This is a genomic window from Ruegeria sp. AL1 (assembly GCF_056540905.1).
In genome coordinates this window covers 245,905-264,923 of sequence record NZ_JBQFXP010000007.1, presented here as the reverse complement: position 1 = coordinate 264,923, position 19,019 = coordinate 245,905, and the positions used below count along the sequence as shown (strand labels likewise).

Sequence of the window (19,019 nt, the reverse complement as noted above, 5' to 3'; positions counted from 1 at the left end):
GACCGGCCACAGGGAGAGATATGACGTGACGCAGCAGCCCAGGATCGACCTGTCGCCCAAGGTCTCGGACGAAGTCAGACGCACCACCTGTTACATGTGCGCCTGTCGCTGCGGCATCAATGTGCATATGAAAGACGGCAAGGTCGCCTATATCGAGGGCAACCGCGACCATCCGGTGAACAAGGGCGTTCTCTGCGCCAAGGGCAGTGCGGGGATTATGCAGGTCAACGCCCCCTCCCGCCTGCGCAAGCCGCTGCGCCGGGTTGGTCCGCGCGGATCGGGAGAGTTCCGCGAGATCGAATGGGACGAGGCGATCAGCACCGCCGTCGGCTGGCTGAACGAATTGCACGAGACCGCTCCGCACAAGCTGGCCTTCTTCACCGGGCGCGACCAGAGCCAAAGCTTTACCTCGTTCTGGGCGCAGAATTTTGGCACCCCGAACTATGCCGCCCATGGCGGGTTCTGCTCTGTCAACATGGCGGCGGGCGGCATCTATACGATGGGCGGTGCGTTCTGGGAGTTCGGTCAGCCCGATTGGGAGCATACCAAGCTGTTCATGCTGTTCGGCGTGGCCGAAGACCACGACAGCAACCCGATCAAGATGGGGATCGGCAAGATCAAGGCGCGCGGCGCGCGGGTGATCGGGGTCAATCCCATCCGCTCGGGCTATAACGCGGTGGCTGATGATTGGGTCGGCATCACGCCGGGCACCGATGGGCTGTTCATCCTGTCGCTGATCCATGTGCTGATGAAAGCGGGCAAGATCGATCTCGACTATCTCAGTCGCTACACCAACGCGCCGGTTCTTGTGAATGCCACCGAAGGCCCGGAAAAGGGCCTGTTCCTGCGCGATGCAGACGGCAAGCCGCTGGTCATCGACCGCGTGACGGGCGAACCAACGGCCTTCGACAAACCCGGCGTGCGCCCGGACCTGTCGGCCACCTACGACAAAGGCGGCGTGACCCACCGCCCGGTCTTTCACCTGATGGCCGAGAAATACTTGTCCGACGATCACACCCCAGAAAAGGTGGCCGACCGCTGCGGCATCCCGGCAAAGAAAATCCGCGCCATCGCCGCCGAAATCGCCCGTGTGGCCTTTGACGAGGCCATCGAGCTGGATCAGGAATGGACCGACTTCCGCGGCGAAAAACACGCCAAGATGACAGGCCGCCCCGTTAGCTTCCACGCCATGCGCGGCATCTCGGCCCATGCCAACGGCTTCCAGACTTGCCGCGCCTTGCATGTGCTGCAAATCCTGCTGGGCACGGTTGAGGTTCCCGGCGGCTTCCGCTTCAAACCGCCCTACCCCAAACCGATCGAGGCCCACCCTACCCCCCACGGCGACCGCCGCCCGGGCCGCCCGCTGGAAGGCCCGCATCTTGGTTTCCCACGCGGCCCCGAGGACCTGCTGCTGAACGAAGACGGCACCGCCCAGCGCATCGACAAGGCGTTTACCTGGGAAAACCCGATGTCGGCCCATGGGCTGATGCATATGGTGATCTCAAACGCCGCCGCCGGTGATCCTTACAAGATCGACACGCTATTCATGTATATGGCGAACATGTCGTGGAACTCGTCCATGAACACCAAGGGCGTGATGGAGATGCTGTCGGCCCGCAACGAAGACGGCAAATACGTCATCCCGAGGATCATCTATTCCGACGCCTATTCGTCCGAGATGGTGGCCTATGCCGACCTGATCCTGCCCGACACCACCTATCTGGAACGCCACGACTGCATCTCGCTGCTGGACCGCCCGATCTGCGAGGCGGATGCCGCCGCCGATGCCATCCGCTGGCCCGTGGTCGAACCCGACCGCGACGTGCGCGGTTTTCAGTCGGTTCTGATCCAGCTTGCCAACCGCATGAGCCTGCCCGGCTTCACCAACGAAGACGGCACGCCCAAGTGGAAGGACTATGCCGACTATATCGTCAACCATCAGCGCAAACCGGGCATCGGCCCTCTGGCCGGATTCCGGGGCGAAGATGGCGACAAGGAAGGCCGTGGCGAGGTCAACCCGGACCAACTGAACCGCTATATCGAAAACGGCGGCTTCTACGTTGCTCATATCCCCGAAGGCGCGGATTACTACAAACCGTGGAACGCTGCCTATCAGGATTGGGCCGTTGGCATGGGCCTCTATGACAGCCCTCAACCCTACCTGTTTCAACTCTATTCCGAGCCGATGCGCAAATTCCAGCTGGCCGCCGAAGGACATGGGGACCGCCAGCCCCCCGACCACCTGCGCGGGCGCCTCAAGCAAACGATGGACCCTCTGCCCATCTGGTATGAAACGGACCAACAGGGCAATGAGGGCTTCACCGTCAATGCCCTGACCCAGCGCCCCATGGCGATGTATCACAGCTGGGGCACCCAGAACGCATGGCTGCGACAGTTGCACGGGCGCAACCCGCTCTACGTGCCCACCAAACTGATGCGCGAACACAACCTGCAAGACGGAGATTGGGCGAAAGTCACTTCCCCCCATGGTGAAATCACCGTCCCGGTCATGGAAATGGCTGCGCTGAACGACAACACAGTCTGGACATGGAACGCCATCGGCAAACGCAAAGGTGCCTGGGCCTTGCAGGAAGACGCACCCGAGGCCACCAAAGGCTTCCTGCTGAACCACCTGATCCACGAACTGCTGCCGCCTAAAGGCGACGGTATGCGTTGGGCAAACTCGGACCCGATAACGGGTCAGGCCGCTTGGTTCGACCTGAAGGTCAAAATCGAAAAAACCACCCCCCCGACAGACGCCCAAAGCCAGCCTGAATTCGCGCCGATCGAATCCCCCGTCGGGGCCGGCCCGAAAGACCTGGCATGGAAGGTCGGCAAATGAGCCGGATCCACCCTTCATCTGGCCATAAATATCCCGGGGAGCCGCCATTGGTTGCGCCATTGGTTCGAGCATCCAATGGCGGCGGGCTGGCCCCTCGCTCCTGCCCTATCCAAGCACGCGAAGGCACATTGACATGACCCAGCTCCCCCAAACCACCGAGCGCAAAATGGGTCTGGTCATCGACCTCGACACCTGCGTCGGCTGCCATGCCTGCGTAATCTCGTGCAAAGGCTGGAACACCGAAAACTACGGCGCGCCGCTTTCCGATCAGGACGCATACGGAGCCAGCCCGTCTGGCACCTTCCTGAACCGCGTGCATTCTTACGAGGTGCATCCCGCCGAAGGCCCGGCCCAGTTGATCCACTTCCCAAAGTCCTGCCTGCATTGCGAAGATGCCCCCTGCGTGACTGTCTGCCCCACCGGGGCCAGTTACAAACGGGTCGAGGATGGGATCGTGCTGGTCAACGAAAGCGACTGCATCGGCTGCGGGCTATGCGCATGGTCCTGCCCCTATGGCGCACGCGAGATGGATATGGCCGAAGGGGTGATGAAGAAATGCACCCTCTGTGTCGACCGCATCTACAACGAGAACCTGCCCGAGGTGGACCGGGTCCCCTCCTGCGTCCGCACCTGCCCCGCCGGAGCCCGGCATTTCGGTGATCTGGGCGATCCGGACAGCGATGTCAGCAAACTGGTCGCCGAGCGCGACGGGGTGGACCTGATGCCCGAAATGGGTACCAAACCCGTGAACAAATACCTGCCGCCCCGGCCCAAGGATCAGGTTGAAGACCAGATCGACATTCTGGCCCCGCTGCTGGCCCCTGTGACCGAAGACCCGAAGGGCTTTCTCGGCTGGCTCGACAAGGCACTGGAGAAACTCTGATGCATCCGGCTCCTTCCGTCATCATCTTCACCACATTATCCGGTCTGGGCTTCGGCCTGCTGTTCTTCCTGGGTCTCGGCCAACCCGCCGTGACGGGCTTTGTCGCCTTTGTTTTCTACCTGATCGCTTACGCGCTGGCGGTTGGCGGGCTGTTGGCCTCGACCTTCCATCTGGGGCATCCCGAACGCGCGTGGAAGGCCTTCAGCCAATGGAAATCCAGCTGGCTCAGCCGCGAAGGGGTCTGCGCAGTGGCGGCGCTCATGGTCATGGGACTCTATGCGCTGGGGGCGGTGTTTTTGCACAGTCACTGGACGCTGTTGGGGTGGATCGGGGCGCTGCTCAGCCTCGCCACCGTCTTCACCACATCAATGATCTATACGCAGCTCAAGACCATCCCGCGCTGGAACATGAACCTGACACCCGCGATGTTCCTGTCCTTCAGCCTCGCCGGTGGTGCGCTTTTGGCCGGGGCCGAGGCGCTTACCCCTTGGCTGCTGGCCATCGCAGGAGCCGTGCAGCTGGCCTATTGGGCCAAGGGAGACGGCGCGTTGTCGCGGTCGGGCACCACGCTGGGCTCCGCCACGGGATTAGGTGCACGCGGCACGGTACGCGCGTTTGAGCCGCCTCATACCGGAACCAACTATCTGCTGCGGGAATTCGTCCATGTGGTGGGTCGGAAACACGCGCAAAAACTGCGGGTGATCTCGTTTGGGCTGGCCTTTGTGTCGCCGCTGTTGCTGATCCTAATCCCGGTCGGAGGGGTCGTGATCAAACATCTGTTCGCGCTTTTGGCCGTGCTGTCGCATTTGACCGGTGTTGTGATCTCGCGCTGGCTGTTTTTTGCGCAGGCCGAGCATGTCGTCGGGCTGTATTACGGGAAACGGTGAGGGAGGGGGCCAGCCCCCTCCTTGGCCTTGCAGGCCAATTCCTCCCCCGGGATATTTGTAGCCAGATGAAGTTTGGATCCCAGTTTCCAGGGGTCGTCAGATCAGACCAGCATGGGTCATTGCGGCATCGATGGTTGCCTTGGTGCTGCTTTCCAGTTCGGTCAGGGGCGAACGGACTTCGGTGCTGCACAGACCGAGTTTGCTAAGAGCGTACTTGGCACCGACAAGGCCGGGTTCGATGAAGATCGCCTCGTGCAAGGGCATCAGGCGGTCCTGATAGGTCAGCGCTTTGGCGTAATCTCCGGTCAATGTCGCCTGCTGGAATTCAGCGCAAAGTTTCGGGGCCACGTTGGCCGTGACCGAGATGCATCCAACGCCGCCATGGGCGTTGAAGCCCAGCGCGGTGGCGTCCTCGCCCGAGAGCTGGCAGAAGTCAGGTCCACATGTGGCGCGTTGCTGGCTGACGCGGGCCAGATCGCCGGTCGCGTCCTTGACGCCGATGATGCGCGGCAGTTTGGCGAGTTCACCCATGGTTTCGGGCGTCATGTCGATGATCGACCGACCCGGGATATTGTAGATGATGATCGGGATATCGGCGCAGTCATGCAGGGCGCGGAAATGAGCCAGCAAACCCTTTTGCGTCGGCTTGTTGTAATAGGGCGTCACCACCAGCGCCGCATCGGCACCGATATTGGCGGCGAATTGCACGAATCGGATCGCTTCGACCGTGTTGTTCGAACCCGCGCCCGCGATTACCGGAACACGGCCTGATGCGGCCTTGACCACCTCGGCCACAACGGTTTCGTGTTCCTCGTGGCTGAGCGTCGGGCTCTCGCCTGTCGTGCCCACGGGCACCAACCCGGTGGACCCTTCCGAGATTTGCCACTCGACCAGGTGTTTGAGCGTCTTCAGGTCCAACTCGCCGTTATTGAACGGGGTGACGAGGGCTGGCATCGAGCCTTTGAACATGACACGCTCCTTAAGGTGCAGTTAGCAGTTTTTGCGTCACGGGATATCACAATCATGGCGATCCGTGTTGATCCCGACGGCGCAAGGTTTATCCTGAATGGCTCTATCCTTGGTTGGTTGGGAAATGCAAGGCATGACACGCGTTCTGGCGCTTTTGGTGACTGTGATTCTGGGCTTGGCCGGACAGGGGCAAGCTGACGAGGTGGGCGATTTGCGCGCAGGGCTGCATGAGATGCGCAAAGGCGACTGGAACGCCGCACTGCGCATATCGGGCGCGCGGGGATCCGTTTCGCGCGACATCATCGTCTGGCATTGGTTACGGGAAGGATTCGGAAGCTCGGGCGACGTTCTGGTGTTTCTGGACCGCCGTCCAGACTGGCCCGGGCTGGCCTGGTTGCGGCGTCGGAGCGAGCCTGCCTTTTCAGGTGCAGACCCGGACCGGGTGGTCAGGTTTTATGCCGACACCCCGCCGCAAACCGCCGAAGGGGCGCTGAATTACGCTGTGGCACTGATGGCCAAGGGACGACACGGAGAGGCCGAGGCCGATCTGGTGGCTGCCTGGCGCACGATGCCGATGGGGTCGGGGTTGCAAAAGACCTATCTTGAGAATTTCAGCACTCTGCTGAAACCGCATCACACGGCCCGGCTGGACCGGATGTTGTGGGACGGACATCTGGTCAGTGCCGGTCAGATGCTGCCATTGGTCAGCACCGATCAACGCAAACTGGCCGAGGCACGTATTGCGCTGCAAAAGAGACAACCCGGTGTGGACGGCAAGGTGGCGGCGGTTCCGGCTACACTGGCGGACGCACCCGGACTGGCGTTTGACCGGTTTGTCTGGCGGGATCGCAAAGAGCTGGACGACAGCGCGATTGACCTGATGCTGGCGCGCTCGACTGGACCGGACGCATTGGGCGAACCTGACAAATGGGCGGAAGGGCGCCGCAGGCTGGCAAGGCTTGAGATGCGCAATGGCAGCGCGACGCGGGCTTACGCGATTGCCGCGAACCATCACATGACCCCTGAGATGGGGTATGGCTATGCCGATCTTGAGTGGCTGGCCGGGTTTCTGGCGTTGCGCAAGCTGAACGACCCGGCCACGGCTGTGCGGCATTTCCAGAACTTCTCGGACGCGGTGCAATCACCAATTTCGAAAGGGCGCGGCGGGTATTGGCTGGGCCGGGCCTATGCGGCGCAAGGCAATTCTGACAAGGCATATGAAGCCTATGCGATGGGTGCAGATTATCAGACCTCGTTCTATGGCCTTCTGGCTGCCGAACAGATCGGACGGCCCTTTGACAACGAACTGGCCAATCCGCGCCGGGCACCGCATTGGAAACAGGCCGGGTTTGCCGATTCCAGTGTGCTTGAGGCAGGGCTGTTGTTGTTGCGTGCGGGCGAGGACAACTTGTCCGAACGCTTTTTGACACATCTGGTCGAAGGTCTGGACACGACCGAGGCCAACCAGCTGGGCGATCTGGTGATCGAGCTGAAGGAGCCGCATCTGGCCGTGATGATTGCCAAGCGCGCTGCAAGAACCGGGGTTGTGTTGCCGACCGCCTATTATCCGGTGCATCCGGTGGCTGATCTGGGCCTGCCCATGGCCAAGGAAATGACTCTGGCCATCGCCCGGCGCGAAAGCGAGTTCGATCCGGTTGTGATCAGCGGCGCGGGCGCGCGCGGGCTGATGCAGGTGATGCCCGCCACCGCGCAGCTGGTTGCCAAGAACATGGGCATTCTCAGCGGCCACAATACCGGCAAGCTGACCTCGGACTGGCGGTACAACGCGAGGCTGGGCGCAAATTACCTGTCCAGCCTGGCCGAAGATTTCAACGGCAATGTGGTCATGATGGCGGCCGGGTATAATGCGGGGCCGCGCAGGCCGATCTCGTGGATGGACCGCTATGGCGACCCTCGGGCGGGTGCGATCGATATTGTCGATTGGATCGAGATGATCCCCTTCAGCGAAACTCGAAACTATGTGATGCGTGTGGCGGAAAGCCTGCCGGTTTACCGCGCGCGTTTGGGGCAACCCGCATTGCCGGTTCCGTTCTCGCAGGAGCTGACAGGCTCAACCCTTGCGGCGTTCGCGCCATAGGGTGAATAGTCCGGCTGCGATGACCAGACCTGCACCCAGCACTACAGCGGGGCGCAGGGATTCGCCAAAGATCGAAATTCCAAGGATGGCGCTCCACATCAAGTGGAAATAGGCGAAGGGCTGCACGGCGCTGGCCTCGGCCATTTCATAGCACTTAATCAACAGCCAGTGCCCCAGAACGCCACTGAGGCACAACAGGCCCATCCATAGCCAGTCACCACCGGCCATCGGTTCCCAGAACCACAGACCGACACCGGTCGTGGCCACGGCCCCGGCGATTCCGGTCCAGAAAAAGCTGGTCGCCGTGCTGTCGCTGCGGGCGGCATAGCGGGTCAACAGGCCATAGATGGCAAACATCAGGGCCGAGATCAGCGGAATGACGGCCCATGGATTGAACACTCCCATACCCGGCTGCAGAATGACCAGAACTCCGATACATCCCACGCCAATGGCAGCCCAGCGCCGCCAGCCAACCTGTTCGCCCAAAACTGGGCCACTCAGCGCGGCGATCAACAAAGGGTAACAGATGAAGATTGCCTGACTTTCGATCAGGCCAAGGATGGTAAAGGCGTAAACGGCCACGCACACCTCGCCGGCCAGCAGCACACCGCGCAGGATCTGAAGCCCGAGTTGCCTGGTGCGCGCCGTGCCCGGGATGCCACCTGGCGCGCGCAGGGCAAGGACGATCACAAAGGCCGCAAAGAACCAATAGCGGATCATCACCACCATGTAGGTGTTGTACGTACCTGCCAGATGGCGCGAAATACCGTCCTGCAGCGCAAAGACGACGGTCGCCGCAATCATCAGCGCGATCCCGGCGCGGATGTTATTTTGCTGTGTCATGTCCTCAGCGCCCGGGTCATGTGGCGCTTGTGACCGTAACCCGGCGCACGGGTGACCGTAAAACCCGCCGCCTCAAGCCCACGTCGGACAAACCCGGCGGCAGTGTAGGTCGCAGCCGTGCCCCCGGACACCGTGTGCGCGCCCACATGCTGCATCAGGTCCGCCCCCCATAGCTCGGGGTTCTTGGCCGGAGAAAACCCGTCGAGAAACCATGCATCCGCGATGCCGGACCACAGGGGCAGGGTATCGCGCGCATCTCCTTCGATCACCTCCAGCCGCAGCGTGCCCAGATCGCAAGACCCGCCATGCCATCGCGACAGAAAGCGGTCGACCCAGGGCTTCAGGTCGGGAAATGCCGCCAATGCGCGTGCCATGTCAGGACGCGCCATCGGAAACGCCTCGAAGCTGGTAAAGGTCAAAGGAGTCGTTTGCCCGGATCTTTCCCACTCGGACCAGACGGTCAGCATGTTCAGACCCGTGCCGAAGCCCAGCTCGGCAATGTGGAACCCGGGCGTGAATCGCGCGGGCAGATCGTTGCCTGCCAGAAACACGTGCCGAGTCTCCTCCAACCCGTTCTGGAGCGAGAAATAAGGGTCGTCAAACCGGTCTGAGACGGGAATCTGGCCCTCTCTCCATGTCAGCGTGGCATGCTGGTCTGCCATCGGGAAATCCTGTAGCTAAGCGGCGCGACACTGAACAAGGAAAAGGGGATTGGCAATGGTCGATGTGACAGTGCGCGGCGCGGGCATCTTTGGCCTGTCCATCGCCTGGACCTGTGCACGACGCGGCGCGAAAGTGCAGGTGGTCGATCCGTACGGTCCCGGCGCAGGGTCCAGCGGCGGGCTGGTTGGCGCACTTGCGCCGCATGTGCCCGAGAATTGGAACGCCAAGAAGGCGTTTCAATTCGACAGCCTGATCATGGCCAAGCCGTTCTGGCAGCAGGTCGAGGTCACTGGTGGCGTGTCGCCCGGCTATGCGCGTCTGGGTCGCCTGCAGCCGATCGCGGATACGCGCACGCTCGAACTGGCCCATGCAAGGGCCGAGACGGCGGCGACTCTCTGGCAGGGACAGGCAGATTGGCGCGTGGTCGATGCCGCGGATATCGGGACATGGTGCCCGCACAGCCCGACCGGATTTGTAATTCACGATACGCTGAGCGCCCGGATGCATCCACGCCGTGCCTGCGCCGCACTTGTCGCGGCCTTGGCGGTGATGGGTGTCAATGTTGTGGCGGACGCAGCAGACAAAGGGGAAGTCATCCACGCCACCGGGTTGGCAGGATTGCAGGAGCTGAGCGATGCCTTCGGCAAAACGGTTGGCAATGGCGTCAAAGGTCAGGCCGCGCTGTTGCGGTTTGACGCCGGAGAAGCGCCGCAGCTGTTTGCAGATGCGATCCATTTCGTACCTCACGCCGACGGGACACTGGCCATCGGGTCGACCTCGGAGCGGGATTACGATGACCCGAGCCGCACGGACGCCGCTTTGGACGACGTTTTGGACCGGGCCATGCGGGCTGTACCGTTATTGCATGGGGCCGAGGTGATCGAACGTTGGGCTGGGGTGCGTCCGCGCAGCAAAAGCCGTGCTCCGATGCTGGGCGCCCATCCTTTGTACAAAGGCCAGTTCATCGCCAATGGCGGGTTCAAGATCGGCTTTGGCATGGCCCCGAAAGTGGCCAAGGTCATGGTCGATCTGGTGCTGGAAGCGCAGGACTCAATCCCCGCAGATTTCCGACCCGAAGCCTCACTCTGACCGGGATTTGGCCTCGGCGGACATACACTGCCGCCCGTCCGGACCCCGCACCCAGAGCACGGTATCGTTGCGGCACAGTTCGGCGGTTTCAAAGCGCATCAACGGGGATGACGCCCGAAACGAAAATTGCGCCAGTGGCCCCACCAGCCGCTCGGCAAACAGCATCAAAAGCTGCGCCAGCAGCGGGCCATGCACGACCAGCCCGGCATAGCCTTCGACGTCACGGGCATAGTCCAAATCGTAGTGAATGCGATGACCGTTGAACGTCAGTGCCGAATAGCGAAACAACAAGGTGGAATCGAACGAGACCGCCTGCAAGTCGGTCTCATCCACCCGGGCCAACGGAGGGTCTGGCCTGACTTCTGTTGCCGACGGGTCCTCGCGATAGACCAGGTCCTTCCATTCGGTCAGACATAACGCCCCGTCCTGCCAGACCTCGTGACGCAAAGTGACAAACCCCAACGGTCCGCTGCGCCCGGATTTCGACTCGGACCTTTCGCAGATCGAACGGCGTTCGGCCGGGGCACCCGCGATCAGCGGCGCATGAAACGACAGACGTCCGCCCGCCCACATTCGGCGCGGCAAACCCATGTGGGGGATCAGTCCACCCAGTTTCGGATGCCCGTCGCGGCCCAACCCTTCCGGCGGATGAGGTGTCCAGAAATACAGCTGGTGAAAGAACGGTGGCAGCGGCGACCCGGACTTGACTGAAACCTCCAGCCCCAGTGCTGTTTGAAGGGCACAGGCTCGCGCCGGGTCGATCACATCGGTCTGTCTGTCCTCGGTCATTGGGGCACCCTAGTCAGCCCGCATGGTTCGGACAAGCCGGCGAAACCTCAGAACCCGGCCTCGGTCCGTAGTCTTTGCATCAGGGTGCTCAGGGCAGTTTCATAGCGTTCGCTCAGCAACCTGCCTTGTTCGTCAAATTCATTCGAGCTGTTGGCCAGATGTATTTCAGGCCCCTGAAGGATGCGGGGTTGAAACGGCACCATATAGCTGCGCAGCACCATTTGCGCGCGCTCTCCACCTGCACGACCGGCGGCGGCGGACATCACGGCAACGGGTTTGTCCGCCCAGGGTTTGGTCTTTGTCCGGCTGACCCAGTCCAACGCGTTTTTCAGTACGCCGGATGGCCCCTTGTTGTATTCCGGCGTCGAGATGATGACTGCATGGGCCTGCGCAATCTGTTCAGACAGGGTTTGCACAGAGTCCGGAATACCCTCGCCCTGTTCCAGATCGCCGTCGTACAGCGGCAGATTCAGGTCCGCTTCGATATAGGTGCCGGGATCGAATAACCGCGCCGCTTCGCGCAGCAATTTTCGGTTGGTCGCACTTTCGCGCAATGAACCCGAAAGGCTCAGAAGAATTGGATCGGACATGGACACACTCCGTTTGTGGCGTTGTCCATTAAGTAGCCCGAGAATTCTGCGCGCCAAAGCCCGGTTGACGCGCAGTCAATGTGCAAAACGGTATGCCGAGCGGGTCCGCGTTAACCGCTCGGCACAATCACAATCTCAACCCGACGGTTCTGGGCCTTGCCCGCTGGGGTCAGATTGGACGCGATTGGCCGGTTCTCGCCCAGACCAATCGTTGTGATCCGAGATCCGTTCACGCCGTTGGCCTGCAGGATATCCGCGACCGAGCGTGCCCGCCGTTCGGACAGGCCCTGATTATAGGATGCCTCACCATCGCTGTCGGTGTGGCCGATGATCTGCACGTTTGAATTGGGGTATCTCGTCAGGTTCTGCCCCACTTTCACCAGATCGGACCGCAGCGCCGGGTTTACCGTCGCGCTGTCGGTGGCGAATGTGATGTCGTTGGGCACCGTGACGATCAGACGATCACCGGCGTTGACGATGGTAATCCCGTCATTGGCCAGTTGCTGACGCAGCTCGGCGGCCTGTTTGTCCAGCTGATTGCCGATGATACCGCCACCCGCTGCGCCGATTGCGCCGCCCGCCAACGCCCCCAGCAACGGATCGGAATCGTTGGCAATCGCACCAACACCGGCCCCGATCAAACCGCCCAGAATCGCACCTTGTTTGGCGTTCTGGTTGGGATCGGCAGGCAGGTTCAGTGTGCCCGGGTCAGTACATGCGCCCAGAACCAAAACCGAGCTTAGCCCGGCGGCGGCGACAAACTTGGAAATCGTCATGAATTCAACCTTCTGCTCTGACACCAGTTTACCGATGCCACATTCGTTACCCTATTATATCGCCCCGGACGACCGCAGGCTCAAGCAACAATCGGGTGAGTTGCTCAGTTACTTGCCGTTCAACCGGCCGGTGCAGGCTCTTGCCAGTGGTTTTGCTCCTGCCATATGGCGCGCAGAGGCTCGCCCTGGCCGCAAAAATGGTCTTCTGTTATCTCGCATGCCCAGATGCGATCTGTGCGAAAGTGCCTGAATCCATTGCGCAATTCACACCAAGCCGCCAGCATCGTGCATTCGATGTGATAAATCAGGGCAACCGGGCGTACGACCCGTTCGCTCCGTTCGCCTTCTGAATTCACATAAGTGATGCGAATCTTGCGCTCGGCCCGGATTGCCTCACGATAGTTCACGACCGGCACGCAGCCCTTTGCAGGATCATCCGCAGGCGCTCCCCACGGGGCGACCTGCAACCAGTCGGCAGGCGCGCGCAACGCGTCTATCTTGCGACACACCCGATCCGCCGCCTGTTGCAGCGTGCTGTCGCCGGTGCGCGCCAGCATCGACAGACCAACCCAAAGGGCCTCGACCTCTTCCGCATCGAAGTTCAGCGGCGGCAAGTCATATCCGCGCCGCATCAGATAACCGACCCCGGCCTCGCCCTCGATCGGCGTGCGCTGCGCCTGAAGCGCCGCAATGTCGCGATAGACGGTCCGCACCGACACTTCGAGCTTTTCTGCCAATGCTTCGGCTGTCACGGGTGCACTTGCGGCACGCAATATCTGAATGATCTCAAACAGGCGGGTCGAACGGCGCATGATGGTCTCCGGCTAAACTGCTGACACTCTAGCACAGCCCCCTGACAAGGTGGTGGCAGGAGTGATCGTCAAAGCTGGGTTCAAAGCAAAGGAGGTTTCTCATGCCAAGCCGAGACCATCACGTCCTTATGACCCTGAAACTGGACCGCTGGACACAGGATCACGCCCTGCGCGGGTTCGAGATCGAACGCGAGATTATGACCGCCCGCCAACCTTGCGTTCACCGACGCCGCAACCGGCGACTTTCGCTGGGTAATCTGAAAATGCTGTGGTCCGGGTCGGCCTAGAAATCCGCCTTGGCGCGGAATTTCATCGCAACGCCACCTTCCGGGTTTTTCAGGCGCAACTCTTCGGAATGCAGCATCAATCGCGGGAAATCCCGCGCTGCACCCTCGGCATAGAACGGGTCCCCAAGGATCGGGTGGCCGAGGGCCTGCATATGAACGCGCAGCTGGTGCGAGCGTCCGGTCTTCGGAAATAGCCGTATCCGGGTCGCGTCGCCTTCATACTTTAGAACCCGCCAGTCCGTAACCGCCGGTTTACCCGTCTCATGGCACACCATCTGACGTGGACGGTTGGGCCAGTCCACGATCAGCGGCAAATCCACTGTTCCGGTTTTTTCTGCCATCCGGCCCCAGACCCGCGCGACATAGGTTTTGCGGGTCTGGCGATGTTCGAATTGCAGGCCCAGATGCCGCTGCGCATGTGGGGTCTGGGCGAACACCATCACGCCCGATGTGTCCCGATCCAGCCGATGCACCAACAATGCCTGAGGAAAAACCGCCTGCACCCGGCTTAGCAGGCAATCCGCCAGATGCGCCCCTCGCCCCGGCACGGATAACAGCCCCGAGGGCTTGTTCACCACGATCAGTTGCGCATCTTCATACAGCACATCCAGCGGCGTTTGGGGGGGCACGTAGGTCTCGTTCATGCAGGTGTGCCTATCGCAGGATGCGACCTCCCGCAACGTCGGCCTTGCCCGAACGGATCGGTTCAGCAATTCTGATCTCCAAAGCGCAGGAGTAGCCATGCACCCCACAATCAAGCGTCTGCAAGAGGTGGTCGCCAAAGGCGATGAGAGCCTGATCCACGAGGTGCTGGCGCAAGACGTCCGATTCTCGCCACCGACCTACTACAGCACGTGGACCGGCCGCACACCGGTAGCAGCGGTGCTGGGACATGTGAGTCAGGTGTTTGCCGATTTCCGCTATCGCCGGATCATGGGAGAGGGCAAAGATTGGGCGCTCGAATTTCAATGCAAGGTCGGCGATCTCGACGCGGTTGGGGTCGACCTGATCACCCTGAACGATGACGGGCTCATACAAGAGTTCGAAGTCGTCATGCGCCCCTACAAAACCATTGGTGCCCTGCGACAAGCGATGATGACCCGTGTCATGACCGATGCGCGCTTTCTTGAATTCAAAGACGCGCTGGGGTGAACATGCCTGTCGCAGCCGATCAGGTCTTGCGCCTGCCGTTGTTGCCATTACTGGCAGTGCAAGGGCTGTCCGTGCGTCGAAACGCGCGGCTTTTGCCGGAACCTTCAGGGGAAAGACAAGGGCGCGCGGGTCGCGGACCCCGGCTACGCCTGTTGATCACCGGCGACAGCTCGGCTGCGGGTGTCGGCGCCGGCACACAAGCGCAGGCCTTGTCCGGATATCTGGTGCGCGAACTCTCTCGTCACCACACGGTCGAATGGCAACTTGAGGCCACCACGGGGCACACCACGAAGGACACATTGGACCGGCTCAACCGGTTGGAGGGTCAGTTCGACGCAGTGGTTACTGCCCTCGGCGTAAATGACGTCACCCGCGGCATCACCCAGGCCCGGTTTATCACTCAGCAGACCCAGCTGATCACGCTCCTGACCGGCCCGCTGGCCGCGCGCCGCGTGGTCGTGACGGCTGTTCCTCAGATGCACCGTTTTCCGGCGCTGCCGCAACCTTTGGCCTGGGTATTGGGCCAGCAGGCCGCGCGACTGGACAGAGGCTTGCAACAGGTCGCTGAACGCTTTCCTCAGGTCAGTCACCTGACGCTGGACCTGCCCGATGACCCGGCGCTGGCAGCCCCGGACGGGTATCACCCCAGTCCCAGAACCTATGCCATCTGGGCACAGGAAGCCGCACGCCTGCTGCGTCAGGGTTGACGTCGCATCTGCCGGATTACCGGAATCGAATACACAACCAGTGCCAGCCAGATCAGCGGAAACGCAATCACCCTTCCACGGTCGATCTGCTCTCCGAATACCGCGATGGCCGTAATGAATATCATGGTCGGGGCGATGTATTGCAGAATGCCAATCGTGGACAGCCGTACCAGCTTGGCCCCATTGGCATAAACCAACAATGGAACGGCTGTCACCACACCGCATCCAAGCAACAGCATGGTATCCGTCCCCATCACCCCAAACTGCCCGGCGCCTCGTGCACCCAGCCAAGTGACATAGGCCAGTGCCGGAACCAGAAGGATCAGCACCTCAAGCAGGAATCCCTGATTGGGGCCAATGGGAAGTGAGCGTTTAAAGAATGCATAAAACCCCCAACTCACCATCAAACCAAACGCAGCCCACGGCAGGCTTTGCGCCTGTATCACGAGGATCAGAACTCCGGTTGCCGCAATCCCGACAGCCACCAACTGCGTTTTGGTCAACGGCTCGCGCAGCAGAATTGCACCCAGCGCGATGCTGAATAGCGGGTTGATGTAATACCCCAGCGCTGCATCCAATGCGTTGCCGCTGGCAATCGCCCAGATGTAAATCGCCCAATTCACCGAAATCAGCGCCGCCGTCAGACACGCCATGCCCAACATTCTGGGGTTGCGCAAGGCAGCTTTGAGGTCCCCGGTCCGTCCCAATGCAATGAGCAGAATTCCCGCCAGGGGCACTGACCAGATGATGCGATGGGCCACAATCTCTACCGGACCAATATGCGACATCGCCTTCATGTAAAGCGGAAGAAATCCCCACAAAACATATGCGGTCACAGCCAAAGCAAGACCTTTCGGCGTATCCGCGTTTTGAAGTTGTGAGGTAGACGCTGCCATGAACAGTCTCCGGCTGATACCGTTTGTCTTTAGGCAAACTGCGCCAACTTGGAAACTCCGAAAACCGTGAACATAAGCATAACGATTTGTTATGCGACTTCATTCCAGTCGCCCGCTTTCGACATCCTCGTCATGCGAGGCTCTGCCTCGCGCTCCGGAGTATTTGGAAAAAGATGAAGGGCAGAAGATGGCTTCATCTTTTCGAAAATACTCCGGGGGAGTCGCGGCTTGCCGCGGCGGGGGTAGAGCCCCCATCCATAGTAGTCAGGTTTTGACACGCTCCGATTTCGGGTCATACATCGGCTTCAACGACGCCTCAGCCCTTACCTTGACGCCGCAAACGTCAATCTCATATCCCGATGCCAATATGTCTGTCGCTTTTTCTCCTTCGCACGGGACATAGCCCATACCAACCGCGCCGCCCAGCGTGTGGCCATAATTGCCCGAACTCAGGTAGCCGACATACTCTCCATTCCTGACGATGGGTTCATTGTGGAACAACAACGGCTCCGGGTCGGTCAGGCGGAATTGCACAAGGCGGCTCTTTGGCCCCGACGCTTTGCGTTCAATTACGGCATTGCGGCCAATGAAGTCGCAGCCTTTGTCGGTTTTGACGGCGAAACCAAGCCCCGCATCGACCACATGATCCTCGCAAGTGATATCATGCCCGAAGTGGCGGAAGCCCTTTTCGATCCGGCAGCTGTCCATCATATGCATGCCGCAAAGCTTCAACCCCATGTCCTGCCCGGCCTCGTGCAACGTTTCAAAGACGTGACCTGCCATGTCGGATGAGACATAAATCTCCCATCCAAGCTCACCCACATAGGTTACGCGATGAGCGCGAGCGAGACCCATGCCAATTTCGATCTCTTGCGCGGTGCCGAACGGGTTGGTCGCGTTTGAGAAGTCGTTGGGTGAGACTTTTTGCAGCAACGCGCGAGCATTGGGCCCCATGATCGCCAGCACGCCCTCGCCCGCAGTGACATCGGTGATGACAACGTTAAAGTCGCCCGCATGACGCTGCATCCAGGTTTGGTCCGCCAGCCGCGTCGCAGCGGGGGTGACAACCAGATAGGCCGTCTCGGACAGGCGTGTGACGGTGACGTCTGCCTCAATCCCGCCGGCCTGATTGAGGAACTGCGTATAGACGATCTTGCCGTTGGGAACCGAGTAATCGCCTCCACCGATGTAGTTCATGAACCTTTCGGCATCCGGCCCTTCCACGCGGATTTTTCCGAACGATGACATGTCATACATGCCCACATTCTCGCGGACAGCTTTGTGCTCGGCGGCGGAATTCTCGAACCAGTTCTGGCGTTTCCAGCTGTATTGGTAGTCGCGCTCCTGCCCCGGGTTGGCAAACCAGTTGGCGCGTTCCCATCCGGCCAGTTCGCCGAAGACCGCGCCATGTTCTTTCAGATGGTGGTGGAACGGTGTCCGGCGCACCCCGCGCGCGGTGGCTTTCTGGCGATAAGGGAAGTGGTCGGCATAGAGCAGACCCAGCGTTTCCTTGGACCGTTCAAACAGGTACTGCTTGTTGCCCTGAAAAGGCTGCATTCGGCTGATGTCCACATCACCCAGATCAAAGGGCTTTTCGCCGCTGTCCATCCACTCGGCCAGCGCCATGCCCGCGCCACCGGCAGACTGGATGCCGATCGAGTTGAACCCGGCAGCGACCCAAAAATTGTCCATCTCGGTGGCCAGCCCGAGGTGATAGGCATCATCGGGAGTAAAGCTTTCGGGACCGTTGAAGAAAGTGTGAATCCCCGCCTCGGCAAGCATCGGCATCCGGTTCACCGCCGCCTCAAGGATTGGCTCGAAGTGGTCGAAATCCTCGGGCAGTTGGTCAAATTCAAAGCTGTCAGGGATACCGTTCATCGCCCAGGGTTTCGCGTTCGGCTCGAACGCCCCCAGCAGGATTTTGCCTGCATCTTCTTTGTAATAGGCGCATTCATCCGGCACCCGCAGCACAGGCATTTGTGCCAGTCCTTCTATGCCCTCGGTGACGATGTAAAAATGCTCGCAGGCATGCAGCGGGACGTTCACGCCCGCCATGCGGCCAACTTCGTGACCCCACATGCCGGCGCAGTTGACGACCATGTCGCAGGCGATATGACCCTGCGCCTGTCCGTCATCGCTGATCCAGTCGACACCGCTGACGTTCCGGCCCTGCCGCGAAATTCCCGAAACCTTCACACGTTCGCGGATAACAGCACCGCGCTGGCGGGCCCCTTTGGCAAGCGCCAGCGCAATATTGGCGGGATCAGCTTGCCCATCCGTTGGCAACCAAACGCCGCCGGTCACGCCTTGAAGATTGATATGCGCGTAGCGCTCTTTGACTTCTGCAGGCGACAGTTCCTCGACCGGCACGCCAAAGGCACGCGCCATCGCGGCGTTTCGGTACAGCTCCTCCAGGCGCTCATTGGTCAGCGCGACCGAGACGGACCCGACCTGACGCAGCCCCGTGGCCACGCCGGTCTCTTCCTCCAACCCCAGATACAGTTCCGCTGAATACCGCGCCAGCTTTGTCATGTTCGAGGACGCGCGTAGTTGTCCGATCAGCCCGGCCGCATGCCACGTGGTGCCGCTGGTGAGTTGCTTGCGCTCCAGCAGTACAACGTCTGTCCAGCCTTTCTTGCTCAGATGATACGCGACCGAGCAGCCTATGACGCCGCCGCCGATGATGACCACGCGGGCCTTGGTGGGAAGATCAACCATCTGGGTGCCTTTTCCTGT

18 protein-coding genes are annotated in these 19,019 nt (G+C 60.8%); 8 read left to right on the top strand and 10 right to left on the bottom strand.

All coding sequences use genetic code 11. The annotated features are described in order from the left end of the window. Nucleotides 1–25 precede the first annotated feature (25 nt). From ACRZ9X_RS13400 to ACRZ9X_RS13390, 3 genes are all read left to right on the top strand, one after another. Nucleotides 26–2,842 (top strand): molybdopterin oxidoreductase family protein, encoded by a 2,817-nt coding sequence (locus ACRZ9X_RS13400; protein WP_480519629.1) that lies wholly within the window; start codon nucleotides 26–28, stop codon nucleotides 2,840–2,842. 133 nt (nucleotides 2,843–2,975) lie between these two features. Next, on the top strand, nucleotides 2,976–3,725 hold the full coding sequence (locus tag ACRZ9X_RS13395; RefSeq protein WP_480519627.1) for a 4Fe-4S dicluster domain-containing protein: 750 nt from the start codon (nucleotides 2,976–2,978) through the stop codon (nucleotides 3,723–3,725). Continuing rightward, the gene (locus tag ACRZ9X_RS13390; RefSeq protein ID WP_480519625.1) at nucleotides 3,725–4,612 is read left to right on the top strand and encodes a dimethyl sulfoxide reductase anchor subunit family protein; all 888 of its coding nucleotides are present in this window, start codon (nucleotides 3,725–3,727) and stop codon (nucleotides 4,610–4,612) included. Before ACRZ9X_RS13395 ends, ACRZ9X_RS13390 begins: the two co-directional genes overlap by 1 nt. Nucleotides 4,613–4,708: 96 nt before the next feature. Here ACRZ9X_RS13390 and dapA read toward each other — a convergent pair whose 3' ends face one another. Beyond that, complete coding sequence (gene dapA, locus ACRZ9X_RS13385; RefSeq protein ID WP_480519623.1) at nucleotides 4,709–5,581, bottom strand: 4-hydroxy-tetrahydrodipicolinate synthase; 873 nt, start codon at nucleotides 5,579–5,581, stop codon at nucleotides 4,709–4,711. Nucleotides 5,582–5,714: 133 nt separating this feature from the next. Between dapA and ACRZ9X_RS13380 the strand changes: the two genes are divergently transcribed. Then, on the top strand, nucleotides 5,715–7,679 hold the full coding sequence (locus tag ACRZ9X_RS13380) for a lytic transglycosylase domain-containing protein (RefSeq protein WP_480519621.1): 1,965 nt from the start codon (nucleotides 5,715–5,717) through the stop codon (nucleotides 7,677–7,679). Here the strand turns inward: ACRZ9X_RS13380 and ACRZ9X_RS13375 are convergent. Both ACRZ9X_RS13375 and mnmC2 read right to left on the bottom strand, forming a co-directional pair. Next, nucleotides 7,653–8,522, bottom strand: coding sequence for a DMT family transporter (locus ACRZ9X_RS13375; RefSeq protein ID WP_480519619.1), 870 nt, complete (start codon nucleotides 8,520–8,522; stop codon nucleotides 7,653–7,655). The two genes, ACRZ9X_RS13380 and ACRZ9X_RS13375, sit on opposite strands and share 27 nt — an antisense overlap. Then, complete coding sequence (gene mnmC2, locus ACRZ9X_RS13370; RefSeq protein WP_480519617.1) at nucleotides 8,519–9,184, bottom strand: tRNA (5-methylaminomethyl-2-thiouridine)(34)-methyltransferase MnmC2; 666 nt, start codon at nucleotides 9,182–9,184, stop codon at nucleotides 8,519–8,521. Before mnmC2 ends, ACRZ9X_RS13375 begins: the two co-directional genes overlap by 4 nt. A gap of 55 nt (nucleotides 9,185–9,239) precedes the next feature. Between mnmC2 and ACRZ9X_RS13365 the strand changes: the two genes are divergently transcribed. Beyond that, a complete protein-coding gene (locus ACRZ9X_RS13365; protein WP_480519615.1) occupies nucleotides 9,240–10,274 on the top strand; it encodes an NAD(P)/FAD-dependent oxidoreductase in 1,035 nt (344 codons plus the stop codon). Here ACRZ9X_RS13365 and ACRZ9X_RS13360 read toward each other — a convergent pair. The 4 genes from ACRZ9X_RS13360 to ACRZ9X_RS13345 all read right to left on the bottom strand — a co-directional run bounded on the left by ACRZ9X_RS13360 (nucleotide 10,266) and on the right by ACRZ9X_RS13345 (nucleotide 13,241). Continuing rightward, entirely contained in the window at nucleotides 10,266–11,063 is a 798-nt protein-coding gene (locus ACRZ9X_RS13360; RefSeq protein ID WP_480519613.1) for an HTD2 family dehydratase, read from the bottom strand. The two genes, ACRZ9X_RS13365 and ACRZ9X_RS13360, sit on opposite strands and share 9 nt — an antisense overlap. Before the next feature lie 47 nt (nucleotides 11,064–11,110). Continuing rightward, nucleotides 11,111–11,653 carry an NADPH-dependent FMN reductase gene (locus tag ACRZ9X_RS13355; RefSeq protein WP_480519611.1) on the bottom strand — a complete coding sequence of 181 codons (543 nt, stop codon included), beginning with the start codon at nucleotides 11,651–11,653 and terminating at the stop codon, nucleotides 11,111–11,113. A 110-nt stretch (nucleotides 11,654–11,763) separates the two neighbouring features. Next, nucleotides 11,764–12,429, bottom strand: coding sequence for a YiaD family glycine zipper/OmpA-like lipoprotein (locus ACRZ9X_RS13350; RefSeq protein WP_480519609.1), 666 nt, complete (start codon nucleotides 12,427–12,429; stop codon nucleotides 11,764–11,766). Between the two features lie 119 nt (nucleotides 12,430–12,548). After that, complete coding sequence (locus tag ACRZ9X_RS13345) at nucleotides 12,549–13,241, bottom strand: helix-turn-helix transcriptional regulator (protein WP_480519607.1); 693 nt, start codon at nucleotides 13,239–13,241, stop codon at nucleotides 12,549–12,551. 101 nt (nucleotides 13,242–13,342) lie between these two features. On the opposite strand from ACRZ9X_RS13345, the gene ACRZ9X_RS13340 reads away from it, so the two are divergent. After that, complete coding sequence (locus ACRZ9X_RS13340; protein WP_480519605.1) at nucleotides 13,343–13,528, top strand: hypothetical protein; 186 nt, start codon at nucleotides 13,343–13,345, stop codon at nucleotides 13,526–13,528. On the opposite strand, the gene ACRZ9X_RS13335 is transcribed toward ACRZ9X_RS13340, so the two are convergent. After that, on the bottom strand, nucleotides 13,525–14,172 hold the full coding sequence (locus ACRZ9X_RS13335; protein WP_480519604.1) for an RluA family pseudouridine synthase: 648 nt from the start codon (nucleotides 14,170–14,172) through the stop codon (nucleotides 13,525–13,527). The two genes, ACRZ9X_RS13340 and ACRZ9X_RS13335, sit on opposite strands and share 4 nt — an antisense overlap. Before the next feature lie 97 nt (nucleotides 14,173–14,269). On the opposite strand from ACRZ9X_RS13335, the gene ACRZ9X_RS13330 reads away from it, so the two are divergent. Both ACRZ9X_RS13330 and ACRZ9X_RS13325 read left to right on the top strand, forming a co-directional pair. After that, a complete protein-coding gene (locus tag ACRZ9X_RS13330) occupies nucleotides 14,270–14,680 on the top strand; it encodes a nuclear transport factor 2 family protein (RefSeq protein ID WP_480519602.1) in 411 nt (136 codons plus the stop codon). Between the two features lie 2 nt (nucleotides 14,681–14,682). Further along, complete coding sequence (locus tag ACRZ9X_RS13325) at nucleotides 14,683–15,387, top strand: SGNH/GDSL hydrolase family protein (protein WP_480519600.1); 705 nt, start codon at nucleotides 14,683–14,685, stop codon at nucleotides 15,385–15,387. Here the strand turns inward: ACRZ9X_RS13325 and rarD are convergent. Next, nucleotides 15,378–16,283, bottom strand: a complete 906-nt coding sequence (gene rarD / locus ACRZ9X_RS13320; RefSeq protein ID WP_480519598.1) for an EamA family transporter RarD — start codon at nucleotides 16,281–16,283, stop codon at nucleotides 15,378–15,380. The two genes, ACRZ9X_RS13325 and rarD, sit on opposite strands and share 10 nt — an antisense overlap. A 264-nt stretch (nucleotides 16,284–16,547) precedes the next feature. Next, entirely contained in the window at nucleotides 16,548–19,001 is a 2,454-nt protein-coding gene (locus ACRZ9X_RS13315; RefSeq protein ID WP_480519596.1) for a GcvT family protein, read from the bottom strand. Nucleotides 19,002–19,019 lie beyond the last annotated feature (18 nt).

Bases quoted from the DNA above. Each gene is read 5' to 3' on its own strand.
- ACRZ9X_RS13345 (WP_480519607.1), bottom strand. From the start codon at position 13,241: ATGCGCCGTTCGACCCGCCTGTTTGAGATCATTCAGATATTGCGTGCC.
- ACRZ9X_RS13390 (WP_480519625.1), top strand. From the start codon at position 3,725: ATGCATCCGGCTCCTTCCGTCATCATCTTCACCACATTATCCGGTCTG.
- rarD (WP_480519598.1), bottom strand. From the start codon at position 16,283: ATGGCAGCGTCTACCTCACAACTTCAAAACGCGGATACGCCGAAAGGT.
- ACRZ9X_RS13340 (WP_480519605.1), top strand. From the start codon at position 13,343: ATGCCAAGCCGAGACCATCACGTCCTTATGACCCTGAAACTGGACCGC.
- ACRZ9X_RS13360 (WP_480519613.1), bottom strand. From the start codon at position 11,063: ATGACCGAGGACAGACAGACCGATGTGATCGACCCGGCGCGAGCCTGT.
- ACRZ9X_RS13365 (WP_480519615.1), top strand. From the start codon at position 9,240: ATGGTCGATGTGACAGTGCGCGGCGCGGGCATCTTTGGCCTGTCCATC.
- ACRZ9X_RS13315 (WP_480519596.1), bottom strand. From the start codon at position 19,001: ATGGTTGATCTTCCCACCAAGGCCCGCGTGGTCATCATCGGCGGCGGC.
- ACRZ9X_RS13335 (WP_480519604.1), bottom strand. From the start codon at position 14,172: ATGAACGAGACCTACGTGCCCCCCCAAACGCCGCTGGATGTGCTGTAT.
- ACRZ9X_RS13355 (WP_480519611.1), bottom strand. From the start codon at position 11,653: ATGTCCGATCCAATTCTTCTGAGCCTTTCGGGTTCATTGCGCGAAAGT.
- ACRZ9X_RS13395 (WP_480519627.1), top strand. From the start codon at position 2,976: ATGACCCAGCTCCCCCAAACCACCGAGCGCAAAATGGGTCTGGTCATC.
- ACRZ9X_RS13380 (WP_480519621.1), top strand. From the start codon at position 5,715: ATGACACGCGTTCTGGCGCTTTTGGTGACTGTGATTCTGGGCTTGGCC.
- dapA (WP_480519623.1), bottom strand. From the start codon at position 5,581: ATGTTCAAAGGCTCGATGCCAGCCCTCGTCACCCCGTTCAATAACGGC.
- ACRZ9X_RS13330 (WP_480519602.1), top strand. From the start codon at position 14,270: ATGCACCCCACAATCAAGCGTCTGCAAGAGGTGGTCGCCAAAGGCGAT.
- mnmC2 (WP_480519617.1), bottom strand. From the start codon at position 9,184: ATGGCAGACCAGCATGCCACGCTGACATGGAGAGAGGGCCAGATTCCC.
- ACRZ9X_RS13325 (WP_480519600.1), top strand. From the start codon at position 14,683: ATGCCTGTCGCAGCCGATCAGGTCTTGCGCCTGCCGTTGTTGCCATTA.
- ACRZ9X_RS13375 (WP_480519619.1), bottom strand. From the start codon at position 8,522: ATGACACAGCAAAATAACATCCGCGCCGGGATCGCGCTGATGATTGCG.
- ACRZ9X_RS13350 (WP_480519609.1), bottom strand. From the start codon at position 12,429: ATGACGATTTCCAAGTTTGTCGCCGCCGCCGGGCTAAGCTCGGTTTTG.